Origin of the sequence: Xanthomonas sp. 3307 (assembly GCF_014199735.1) — a bacterium.
Lineage (GTDB): Bacteria > Pseudomonadota > Gammaproteobacteria > Xanthomonadales > Xanthomonadaceae > Xanthomonas_A > Xanthomonas_A rydalmerensis.
Genome location: NZ_JACHOG010000002.1, coordinates 563118 through 575124, shown reverse-complemented (window position 1 = coordinate 575124; position 12007 = coordinate 563118). Strand labels below are relative to the sequence as shown.

At 58.8% G+C, this 12007-nt stretch carries 8 protein-coding genes; 3 read left to right on the top strand and 5 right to left on the bottom strand.

Features of this window, described 5'->3' with window-relative positions:
* Positions 1-33: 33 nt before the first annotated feature.
* The 4 genes from GGR64_RS07405 to GGR64_RS07390 all read right to left on the bottom strand — a co-directional run bounded on the left by GGR64_RS07405 (position 34) and on the right by GGR64_RS07390 (position 3780).
* A complete protein-coding gene (locus tag GGR64_RS07405) occupies positions 34-579 on the bottom strand; it encodes a PadR family transcriptional regulator (RefSeq protein ID WP_260302945.1) in 546 nt (181 codons plus the stop codon).
* A gap of 404 nt (positions 580-983) precedes the next feature.
* A complete protein-coding gene (locus GGR64_RS07400) occupies positions 984-1370 on the bottom strand; it encodes an STAS domain-containing protein (RefSeq protein WP_184644888.1) in 387 nt (128 codons plus the stop codon).
* A complete protein-coding gene (locus GGR64_RS07395; RefSeq protein WP_184644886.1) occupies positions 1367-1807 on the bottom strand; it encodes an ATP-binding protein in 441 nt (146 codons plus the stop codon). The genes GGR64_RS07400 and GGR64_RS07395 overlap by 4 nt, the downstream gene beginning before the upstream one ends.
* Entirely contained in the window at positions 1804-3780 is a 1977-nt protein-coding gene (locus GGR64_RS07390) for a SpoIIE family protein phosphatase (RefSeq protein WP_326520321.1), read from the bottom strand. Before GGR64_RS07390 ends, GGR64_RS07395 begins: the two co-directional genes overlap by 4 nt.
* 216 nt (positions 3781-3996) lie before the next feature.
* On the opposite strand from GGR64_RS07390, the gene aceE reads away from it, so the two are divergent.
* The 3 genes from aceE to drt3b all read left to right on the top strand — a co-directional run bounded on the left by aceE (position 3997) and on the right by drt3b (position 10131).
* Positions 3997-6687 carry a pyruvate dehydrogenase (acetyl-transferring), homodimeric type gene (gene aceE / locus GGR64_RS07385; RefSeq protein WP_184644882.1) on the top strand — a complete coding sequence of 897 codons (2691 nt, stop codon included), beginning with the start codon at positions 3997-3999 and terminating at the stop codon, positions 6685-6687.
* 179 nt (positions 6688-6866) lie between these two features.
* A complete protein-coding gene (drt3a, locus tag GGR64_RS07380) occupies positions 6867-8177 on the top strand; it encodes an antiviral reverse transcriptase Drt3a (protein WP_184644880.1) in 1311 nt (436 codons plus the stop codon).
* Entirely contained in the window at positions 8167-10131 is a 1965-nt protein-coding gene (gene drt3b / locus GGR64_RS07375) for an antiviral reverse transcriptase Drt3b (protein ID WP_184644878.1), read from the top strand. The genes drt3a and drt3b overlap by 11 nt, the downstream gene beginning before the upstream one ends.
* Positions 10132-10798: 667 nt before the next feature.
* On the opposite strand, the gene GGR64_RS07370 is transcribed toward drt3b, so the two are convergent.
* On the bottom strand, positions 10799-11893 hold the full coding sequence (locus GGR64_RS07370) for a YiiX/YebB-like N1pC/P60 family cysteine hydrolase (protein WP_184644876.1): 1095 nt from the start codon (positions 11891-11893) through the stop codon (positions 10799-10801).
* Positions 11894-12007: the final 114 nt, after the last annotated feature.

Sequence of the window (12007 nt, the reverse complement as noted above, 5' to 3'; positions counted from 1 at the left end):
GCGCAGGTGCCCGCGTGCTGGCTGGATGGGGAATCAGGGTGTGCTGCCATCCATGCCGTCGGCGGCGGCATGCAACAGCGCGGCGATGCGGTCGATCTCGTCCGGGTCCCAGCGCCCGTGCCGCGCCAGCAGGCCGTGCTTGATGCGGCGCAGCGCCTCGCGCACCGGCGCCGGCACGTTGGCGCGCACCAGGGCGCGCGCGCTGTGCTGGGTGCGCTGCAGCGCCGCGTCCACTTGCGCGCGCTCGGCCCGCACGAAGGCGTGGCCGGCCTCGGTGATCGCGTAGCGCTTGCGGGTGGCGTCGGTGTCGGCCTGCACCAGGCCCTGCGCTTCCAGTTGCGCCAGGGTCGGGTAGACCGTGCCGGCGCTGGGCGTGTACAGGCCATGGAACAGCTCGGCGACCGCACGGATCAATTCGTAGCCGTGGCGCGGCTGGGTCTCGATCATCGCCAGCAGCAACAGCCGCAGGTCGCCGTGACCGAGCGGGCGGGGGCCGCGGGCGCCACGGCCACGCCCAGGCCGGTCCTCTTCGAACAGGCGATGTGCAGGGTGCGGGCCGGGGGCGTGGGATCGTGGCATTTCGATATGTCGAATCGTGTGTGGAAACGATATATCGAAGTTGGGCGGTCGGCAAGCGCCTGGCAGGGCGGGCGTTGGAGCGCGGTGGGATTGGTTCAGTCAAGACGGCAGAGCGCGCCGGTGCGCGTTGGATCTCTGCGGAGGAGCTGCCCAGGGTGCATCGGCCAGCGATGGCGCTGTGGGAATCAACTGTCATGCAGCCGCGACAAGCGAAGCCGAAAGCCGACTGACACCCTCCGTCGTCGGGACTGAAGTCCCTCCCACAAGGATGCCCAGCCCCTCCCTGTAGGAGCGGCTTCAGCCGCGACGGGCGTTACCGATGACGCCTGTCGCGGCTGAAGCCGCTCCTACGACAAGCACAAAGGCAGGGCACCCCGGGTGCAACGCACAAACGCCGCCGCCCCTCAGCCACCACGCTCCTGCGCCAGCACCCGCCGCTGCATCTCGTCCAGGTACTCATCCAGTTCCTGCACCGAGGTGAAGATCTCGTTCAATGGCACTGCCTTGACCACGTCGAACACCTTGCGGATCTGCGGTTGCGGGTTGACCACCAGCACCCGGCCATCGCGCGCGGCGAGCACCTTGCGTGCCTTGAAGATCGAGCGGATGCCGGCGCTGCTGATGTAGTCCAGGTGCGAGACGTCCAGCACCAGGGTGGTGATCGGCGTGGCCAGCAGCGGCGCCAGCGCCTCGTCCAGGGCCTGGTAGGTGTGGGTGTCCAGGCGCCCGCTCAGGGTGATGCGTTGGCGCTTGTCCTGCGCCGGATCGATCTGCAGGCTCAACGTGGTCATGCGGGCGACTCCTGAAGGGATGGATCGGCGGGTTGCAGCAGGACGATGCGCACGACGTTGCGGTCGCCGTCGTGGCGGTATTCCAGGCGATCGGCGAGCTGCTGCACCAGGTGCAGGCCGAGGCCGCCGATCGGGCGCTCGGCGATGTCCGCGTCCAGGTCCGGCACCGGTGCGTCGCGCGGGTCGAAGGCCGGGCCGCTGTCGTGGAACTCCAGCACCAGCGCGTCGTCCTGCAGGTGCACGATCACGTCCACCGGCAGCGGTGCGCGGCGCAGGTGGCCGTGTTCCAGGGTGTTGCAGGCCAGTTCCTCGACGATCAGCCGGGTGCGGCTGACCTGCTCGCCGCTCACGCCGTGGCGCCGCAGCGCCGCCTCCACGCTGTCGCTCAGTTGCGCCAGTGCGTCCAATGCCGGTTCCATCTGCCACCGCAGCATCATCGTGTCGTCTCCCGTGCCGGATCCTGGCGTAGCCGGATCGCCAGCAGGGTAATGTCGTCGGACTGCGGTGCGGGCGCGGTGAACGCGTACACGTCGGCCAGCACCGCAGCGCATTGCGCCTGTGCGTCGGCGCCGGGCTGCAGCGCCGCCAGCAGCCGCGCCTCGCCATAGGCCTGCTCCTGCGCATCCATCGCCTCGGTGATGCCGTCGGTGTAGCTGAGCAGGGTGGCGCCGGCGGCCAGGCGCCCGTGCAGCACCGGATAGCGCGATTGCGGCTCCAGCCCCAGCGGTGGGCCCGATTCCAGCGGCAGCAATTGCGCATGCCCATCGGCGCCGAGCAGCAGCGGCGGCTCGTGGCCGGCGCTGGACAGCCAGTAGTCGCCGCTGTGCACGTCGATCAGCCCGCACAGCACGGTGGCGAACATGCACGGCTCGTTGCCTTCCACCAGCCGCTGCGAGGCCGCGATCAGGATCGCGTCCGGGCGCGTGTGCCGGCGCGCGGCGATCTCCAGCACGGTCATCGCCCGCGCCATGAACAGCGCCGCCGGCACGCCCTTGTCGGACACGTCGCCGACCACGAACCACAGCAGCCCCGGCTCGGTCTCGAAGAACTGGTAGAAGTCGCCGCCCACCATCTCCGCCGGTTCCAGCAGCGCATGGGTTTCCAGATGCTTGTGGGCGCTGTCGAAGGTGCGCCCGACCGGCAGCATCGCCTGCTGGATGTCGCGCGCGATCGACAGTTCGCTCTGCATGCGCTGCCGCGCCTGCGCCAGCGTGGCGATCTCGTCCAATTGGCGCTTGATCGACCCGCGCGCGCTGTCGAAGGCGCGCGCCATCACCCCCACTTCGTCCGCGCGCTCGACGTGGCGCAGCGGGTAGTCGAACGCGCCCTGGCTGAAGTGCAGTGCCGAGTTGGTCAGATCCTCGATCGGCCGCACCAGCCGCACCGTGTAGCGGTGCAGCAGCCACAGCCACAGCGCCAGCGCCGCGGCGCCGGCCAGCGCGCCCCACAGCACGATGCGGCCGAGCCCGGCCAGGATGTAGTCCTCCGACACGCTCAGCGCGAAGGTCCAGCCGGTGTCGCCGACGGGCGTGCTCTGGGTCAGGTAGCGGGTGCCGTCCGGCGCGGTGTGCTCGAACCGCACCGGCATGTGCGTGTCGGCCGCCTGCGCCAGCGGCGACAGGTCCGGCCGCGCCCGCGCCACGTGCGCCTCCAGGGTGCGGCGGAAGCGCAGCGCCGGGTCCGGGTGCAGCACGAACAGCCCGTCCGGCGACAGCAGCATCGGCTGCAGCCCGCTGTTGGCCGGCAGCTCGGCGACGATGGCCTGCAGGCGCTGCAGCGGCACGTCCACGCTGACCATGCCGATCGCCGGCGCCTGCGGGCCGTCGCCGGGCAGGCGCAGCGGCAGGTTGTAGGTGGTGAGGTAGGCGCCACCGCTGCTGGCGTCGCTGTACGGCTCGGACCACCACGGCGCCGGCGCAGTCAGCGTGCGCCGATACCACGGCATGCTGTGCAGGTCGAAGCCCAGCGTCTCCGCCGACTGCTCCTGCACGCCGCCGGCGGTGCGCCGCAGGTGCCAGGCGAAACCGCGGCCATCGTCCTTCAGGGCCCCGGGCTCGATCACCAGCAAGGCGCCGGCGATGTCCGGGTCGCCCTGCAGCGTGGCCTGCAGCAGGCTGCGCAGGTTGAACGGCTGCCGGCCCAATCCCGCCGCGGTGGCGGCCAGGGTGCGCCCGCTCACCTGCACCGAGCCCAGCGTGGCGTCCAGGCTGCGCGCGGTCTGCTGGGTCAGCCCGGCCACCTCCTCGCGCGCGTTGCGCACCATCACCTCGCGCGCGCCCACGTAGAACAGCAGGGCCAGGCCCAGCAGCAGCGCCACCTGCAGCAGGCTGCCCCACAGCAGCAGCCGCGTGCGCAGGCTATGCCGCCAGGCGACCGCGGAGGCGTCCTGCGCTGACGAGGCAAGGGCGATGGCGGCGCTCCACGGGGGCCTGGAGTTCGATCATAAGCGCAGCCGCGGCTGCCCGGCGCAGCGGCCGCGGTGGCTGCCCCGCAGCGTGTCCCGAGCCAATGTGACAGTCCGTTCCATACGCTGGCGTACGAGGTCCTGAGAGGCGGTTGCGCTACACTTGCAGGCTTCGAGAAAACACATGCCATCGCGCGCGTGCGTGCGACCTACGGGAGCGTTATGAACTGGTTGAACGAGGTGCTGCAGAACGATCCGAACCCCACTGAGACCCAGGAGTGGATCGAATCGCTCAAGGCCGTCATCGATGTCGCAGGCCCCGAGCGCGCGCATCAGCTGCTGGAGGACATGGTCGAACTGACCCGTCGTTCCGGCGCCTACCTGCCGTTCTCGCCGACCACCGAGTACGTCAACACCATCTCCCCCGCCAACGAGGCCAAGAGCCCGGGCGATGCGGCCATCGAGTGGAAGATCCGCTCGATCATCCGCTGGAACGCGATGGCCACCGTGGTCCGCGCCAACCGCAAGCCGGGCGACCTGGGCGGCCACATCGCCTCCTTCGCCTCCAGCGCCACCCTGTACGACGTGGGCTTCAACCACTTCTGGCGCGCGCCCTCGGACAAGCACCCCGGCGACCTGCTGTACATCCAGGGCCACAGCTCCCCCGGCATCTACGCCCGCGCCTTCCTGGAAGGCCGCATCAGCGAAGACCAGCTCAACAACTTCCGCATGGAAGTGGACGGGCAGGGCATCTCCTCCTATCCGCACCCGTGGCTGATGCCGGACTTCTGGCAGACCCCCACCGTGTCGATGGGCCTGGGCCCGCTCAGCGCCATCTACCAGGCGCAGTTCATGAAGTACCTGGAGCACCGCGGCCTGATCGAGAAGTCCGACCGCAAGGTGTGGTGCTTCATCGGCGACGGCGAGAGCGACGAGCCCGAGACCCTGGGCGCCATCGCCCTGGCCGGCCGCGAAGGCCTGGACAACCTGATCTTCGTGGTCAACTGCAACCTGCAGCGCCTGGACGGCCCGGTGCGCGGCAACGGCAAGATCATCCAGGAACTGGAAGGCGTGTTCCGCGGCGGCGGCTGGAACGTCATCAAGCTGCTGTGGGGCGGCTACTGGGACGCCCTGCTGGCCAAGGACACCAACGGCGTCCTCAAGAAGCTGATGATGGAAACCGTCGACGGCGAGTACCAGAACTGCAAGGCCTTCGGCGGCGCCTATACCCGTGCCAACTTCTTCGGCAAGTACCCGGAGACCGCGGCCATGGTCGCCGGCCTGTCCGACGACGACATCTGGCGCCTGAACCGCGGCGGCCACGATCCGCACAAGGTCTACGCCGCCTACCACCAGGCAGTGAACACCAAGGGCATGCCCACCGTGATCCTGGCCAAGACCGTCAAGGGCTACGGCATGGGCTCGGCCGGCGAGGCGCTGAACCCCACCCACCAGACCAAGAAGCTGGACGACGACGCCGTGCGCGCGTTCCGCGACCGCTTCAACATCCCGCTCAGCGACAAGCAGCTGGCCGACGCCGAGCAGGTGCCGTTCTACCACCCCGGCCCGGACTCGCCGGAAGTGCAGTATCTGCAGGAGCGTCGCGCCGCGATGGGCGGCTACCTGCCGCAGCGTCGCCGCAAGGCCGACCTGTCCATCCCGGCACCGGGCCTGGACAAGTTCGAGCGCCTGCTCAAGGACAGCGGCGAGCGCAGCTACTCCACCACCATGGCCTTCGTGCAGAGCCTCAACATCGCCCTGCGCGACAAGGAACTGGGCCCGCGTATCGTGCCGATCGTGGCCGACGAAGCGCGCACCTTCGGCATGGAAGGCATGTTCCGGCAGATCGGCATCTACGCCCCGTTCGGCCAGAAGTACAAGCCGGTGGACGCCGACCAGCTGATGTTCTACCGCGAAGACCAGTCCGGCCAGGTGCTGCAGCAGGGCATCAGCGAGCCGGGCGCGATCTCCTCGTGGATGGCCGCCGGCACCAGCTACTCGGTCAGCAACGTGCCGATGCTGCCGTTCTACATCTACTACTCCATGTTCGGCTTCCAGCGCGTGGGCGACATCGCCTGGCAGGCGGCGGACATGCGCACCCGCGGCTTCCTGCTCGGCGGCACCGCCGGCCGCACCACGTTGAATGGTGAAGGCCTGCAGCACGAAGACGGCTTCAGCCAGGTCATCGCCGGCTCCATCCCGAACGTGCGCAGCTACGACCCCACCTTCGGCTACGAAGTCACCGTGGTCATGCAGTACGGCATCCAGCGGATGATGCAGGAGCAGGTGGACGAGTACTACTACATCACCCTGATGAACGAGAACTACGCCCACCCGGAAATGCCGGCGGGCGCGGAAGACGGCATCATCAAGGGCATGTACCTGCTCAAGGACGCCGGCAAGCCCAAGAAGGGCGAACTGCGCGTGCAGCTGCTGGGCTCGGGCACCATCCTGCGCGAAGCCATCGCCGCCGCCGAGCTGCTGGACAAGGATTTCGGCGTCACCGCCGACATCTGGTCCTGCCCCAGCTTCAACGAGCTGCGCCGCGACGGATTCGACGCCGAGCGCTGGAACCGCCTGCACCCGGAAGGCGAACAGCGCAAGCCGTTCGTCACCCAGCTGCTGGAAGGCCGCCAGGGCCCGGCCATCGCCGCCACCGACTACGTGCGCGCCTTCGCCGACCAGATCCGCGCCTTCGTGCCGATGCACTACACCGTGCTGGGGACGGACGGGTTTGGTCGTTCGGATACCCGCGCCAACCTGCGTCGGTTCTTCGAAGTGGATCGGTACTACATCGCGCATGCCGCCATTGCGGCGTTGGCGAAGGATGGGAAGATGACCGGCAAGGATGTGGCTCGGGCGATCAAGCAGTACAAGATTGATCCGGAGAAAGCGAATCCGGTTGGGGTTTGATTGCTGCGATTAGATGAAACAAAAACGCGGCCTCTGGCCGCTTTTTTGTTTCTGAGGGCGGTGCTTGCGAGCTCCCGCTCGCTTGGACCGATACTTAGCGCATTAGCTGCGTGGTAGATGTCTCACGCCACGAACGTTGCTAGGATCGTAAGTTCAGGACAGCTCTATGGAGGGGGAGAATGAAGCCTACGCAAGACTTTACTGCCCAGAATCTTTTCTGGATGAAGGGGCGCAGAATTCCCGAAAGTCTTAGGAGAAATTCTCCCAAGACAAAGGATGACTGGTTGAAGTTGGCTAGTTCTGTCGAAGAAGACGTTGCAAGAGGTAGGTTTAGATTCACCGGAATTTTTTCTGCGAGTGCGTCCGGTAAGCCTGCACTATCTACCTCGAATACAGCCGATGCACTTGTGCTAAGGAAGATAAATGACAACATAAGAAGAGCTTACGGAATTCGTCAGACTCAGCGTGCTCAGGCAGTCAGTTTGGCAAAGACCGCCCTTGCGGAATGGACGCCCAAAGGGGTTATATCACTTGACCTAAAATCATGTTTCGAGAGTATTACTCCGCGCGAAGTTATCGAAAAGCTCCGCGAAGATGCAAAGGTCTCAACCCAAACCATTCATCTTCTGGATATATTCTTGATGCAAGCGCGGCACTTTGGCGCAAACAAATATACGCGGGGTTTGCCTAGGGGGATCTTAGTTTCGTCTACATTGGCGGAACTCTATCTGAAGGTTTTAGATAGTAAGATAGGGCGGATGAAAGGCGTCTATCTCTATATTCGTTACGTAGACGACATTCTTGTCCTTGCTACACGGCAATCAAAGTCCGTCTTTGAAGAGATATCTGAGATTGTTAAAGCTCAGGGTCTAGCATTAAACGCAGCAAAACTCAGGGCCGTGGACGTTGGGTGCCATTGTGCCTTCGAATGCACCCACGCTGTTGGGAAGTGCCCGTGCGCAAATAAATGCAACTGCTATAAAGGCGTTGATAATCTTGAACATATTGATTATCTTGGGTATCGCTTGATATTTTCAACTGGAGCCGCTCTTGCAAGTCCTAAGTGCTATGCGATGGTTGCAAAGGCGAAAGCTGATAAGATAAAGAAAAAAATATCAAGGGCAGTGCTGGATTACAAGAAAACTGGCGATTTGGATTTGCTTGTCGATTCAGTGAAATATCTAACCTCTAATGTCACTATCGACAAGTCAATTAGAGATTCGCGATTGTCATCTGGCGTTGCATTTACGTACAGTCAGTATGAAGAGCCGCCTCAGCCCCATAGATTTTCAGACTGCTCTTTGGATGGTATAGATAAATTTCTAAGGACTAAGCTACGGAGAGTTTCGGCGGCGCACAGCCTAAGCTACATCCAGCGTAGGGAGCTCCTAAGGCATTCGTTTGTACACGGGCACGAAAAAAAGCATCGTGCATCATTTTCAAAAGCTCGTGTTCTACAAATTAAAAGGACATGGGGCGATGTCCTCTAAAAAAAAGATAGACATAAAGGCTCGCGAGCGAAGCCTTCTTACTGATACACTTCCATATGAAGTTCCTATATTTTTCACTAATGCAAATTTTGCAGCTTTTGCGATGCAGGAGCGTAAGAAACCTGGTTCTCATAAGCTGCACGCTGCATTTTTACTGTATGGGAAATCTACGAAGCCGACAAAGCCGCTCAACTTCGAGATATCTCGAGCTACGCAGGCACCAAGGCGCTTGTCGGTTCCACATCCAATAAGTCAGCATCGAATTTCGCTTCTTTACAGCAAGTACGAATTTTTCATAACTAATGCTTGCGCGAGGAGCCAAGCATCACTCCGCTATCCTAGCAGAGTGGCTACTCACTACATCGATAGCCGATATGCCCAGCCAGTTCAGTCGACTTCAACCGCCGTCGTCGATGAAGATCCTGCTGGCTTCAGGAATCAAAGTAAGTGGGCCTCAACCTACTTTAGCTACAGAGATTACAGTCTCAGTCACAGATTCTTTGAAAGCGAAGAGTTTTTAGAGCTTGAACGAAAATATTCCTTTTTGATGAAGCTGGACGTTGCTAGGTGCTTTGAATCAATCTATACACACAGCATCGAATGGGGGATGCGAGGTAAGGACTTCGCCAAAACACATTTGTCCAGAAAACACTCAACTTTCGAGGCTGATTTTGATGCAGCTGTAAGGCATGGGAACTGGAATGAAACCCATGGAATTTTAGTTGGCCCTGAATATTCGAGGGTATTTGCGGAGATAATTTTGCAGTCCGCAGATAGAGAGATTGCCATATCTTTGGATGGGCGCAGCCCATCGGTCTTGGTGAAGAGATATGTTGATGATTACTATGTTTTTTCCAATTCAAAAGACGTTTTGGATGTCGTTGAAGATTTGATCAGGAGGGCGCTTCTTGATTTAAACCTTCATCTGAATTCAGCAAAGAAAGAGGTGCTAGATCGTCCCTTTGTTTCAAAGATAAGTGTTGCGAGAGGTAGTGTTGCTAACTCGGTAGATTCGTTCTTTGATCGAACGAAGGCTGTTCTTGACGTTGATATTGAGGTGAACACTCTTACCCCTCAAGTGATTGAGTTTGCTAAAAATGAGTTCGTGTCGTCGGTTCGAAAGCTGTCAGTACAGCTTGGTACTACATATGGAAATGCTGCGTCATTCGCGTTAGCGGTTCTCAAAAGAAAGTTGGAGGAAATAATATTTAAAATTCGGCATAACGAAATGAAGTTTGTTGGTGGAAGCGTAACTAGACTCGCTTGGCTGATAGCTATAATGAGGGCTTCGCAATTCTTATATTCGACCGATCATCGAGCTACTACATCAGTTAAGCTCGCTTCTATCTATTCGTTGCTAGTGGATTTAGCGTCGTCTTTTGGCTGCGCGAGAGGGCCACTTGAGCGACAGATAATCGATGGCCTAAGGGATGAGGCAATGGGGAGTTCAAGTAATGACGCAGACGAGGTTACTCGAATAAACCACATCTGTTGCGTTGATCTATTGCTCACGGAAGGGAGGCGACTTGAATTGAGTGATATTGAGCGATATCTTGGTCCGGCAAGCAGTGCTTCCGATCTGGAAAAATTTTCTATCTTTCAGCTTTCTGCTCTCATGTTCTTATGTAGGAGGCGTCGAAGATTTTCGCTAATCCTATCATTCTGTCAGCAAGAACTACTAAGAAGGATTTATTCAAAATTTTTTCAGCCGATGGCTGATGCATCCCATGCGCTTCTGTTGAGTGAGTTCATTTCCTGCCCATATCTAGATGATAATGTTAAAGTCGATGTCGTGAGGCATGGTCACAAGGCGGTGCTCGGAGCGGATTGTTCTGAGGAAATCGCTAGGGAAATTCTCAGCCAAAGCAGCTGGATTTCCTTTACCGACTGGAGCTCGCAAGCCAGTCTTGCTGAAATGCTTAAGCGGAAAGAGTTGACACCTGCCTATGAATAGCCATAATTCTCCTGCGGATGGAGTCAGCTCCTGGGGGTAAGATCTAACTCTGCGTCCAGCATACTTTCGGCGGCTCAATGAAGAATTTCAGGCCGGAAGAGGGTTTAACTAGCTTCACCGATGTCGAGCGTTCTTCACTGAGCATGAGAGCAGGCATGATTCGGCATCGGACACACACTAGCTGCCCATCGGCCCTGAGAGCCCGCATTGCGGGCTCTCTTGTATCCAGTACTTTGGCAGGTGGCTTATTTGGTGGTCGTGGGAGACGTGTGAGATAGAGGTCTAATGTCGGTCTGATCTTCGGTAGCCTCCCGTCTGCAGTGGCGCCGATGCGACAGACGAACGCGTATCGGGTTGAGTTCGATGTAGCGATAGTAGCGCGACGTAGGCATGTAGTTGGCAGCCGCTGGTATGCACTGCACCACGCAACAGGTGCAGGTAGCGTATGCGGTCGCCGTCATCCAAAAAAATCTGGAAGGCGATTTCCCGCGCTGTACTATTTGCTGTGGTATGCCGGAAGGATCAAGCCGAGGAAGGCGAGCCATGCCTGCAAGCGTTGTCAACGATTGCTATCACCGACATCGAGTAAGCTTCGTAAATATTTTCAGGCATAATCGTGTCGGCGTGTAAGAAGTTAGCCTAATCCCGTTCTTGAAGGGAGCGATAGTCAATCGTCGCTTCCATAGGTTGAAAACTTACTTTCCATCTCCGAATGCGCCCTTAGTGAATCGGACGCTAATTCGTCTAACTTCCATGTCTTTGCAAGACTGTGGATCATTATAGCGCGATCACGGGCTTGGATCATTCTTTGTAAGTGCATTTCAGTAAGTAGTCGAAAGGAGCGTAAATTTATTCCATTAAATTGCGAGAATTGCGAAAATGCGTTATTGAATATATTAAGGGATATCTCAAATTCGGATGAAATAATGGTGGGGACTGCATCGAAATTGTCGGTTAGGATTCTTACGAACTCATCGATGCTGTACCGGTGCGGATTGGCGACTTTGTCTAGCTCGTAATCTTTAAGATATCCACTTGCTTCAAGTAGCCCAGCTAATCGCTCGTCATAATCCCTATTGGCGAAAACAAAATTAAATGCGTCAACGATGCTAGTGGGCGCCTTAAGTCCCGCGGCATGTACCGCTTTAGAAAAAGGTCGCAGCCACGCATACGTATTTATTTGATGAACCTTTACTGTATCTACTCTTTTTGAAATCTCCAGTTCGGCCGGAGTCGCAAGCCTAATAGCACTGGCTACTAATGCAAAGGATTCGGACCTGGCGAGTTCACCTGGAGAGCAGTAATCAGCATTTTTTACAACTGGAATGCCGGCGTGAAAGTACGCTTGGGCAACTAATCGAGAGCAAAATTGAGAGTTGTTTAGTGATTTGAAGTCCGTCCTCTGAAAAAGAATAGTAAGGATTGCTTGGGGGACCGAGTAGAGCGTTCCGGCTAAATTACGGGAAAATTGGCAGGCGTACTCAAGCTGTTGATCGCTTGCTGCTAAGTGCCTAAGAACGATAGAAGTTCCAGAAGGAAATAGTCGCCGTTGCGGATTCGTCGTAAATACTCCATCGCCGTCTGCATGTATGATAGTTTTGCCGACGTAGAGCATCGCGTGAGAATAGGGGCTTTTGGTTACTTTGCGAATAACACTGCTATTCTTCTCGGGACTAGTAGAGAGGATTACGTCGCCCTTGCGGAGGGATGGAATATCGTACGTGTACAAATCCGAGTTGGACCAGCCTTCATCGCTTATCATTCTTATTCCATTTTATTTCATGTAATTTATTTTCGCGATTCTCTAGGCGTAGAGTATTCGAAGAGAGTCAAGAAACTAACTGGAGGTTGCGCGCAAGCCAATTGCAGAAATTGG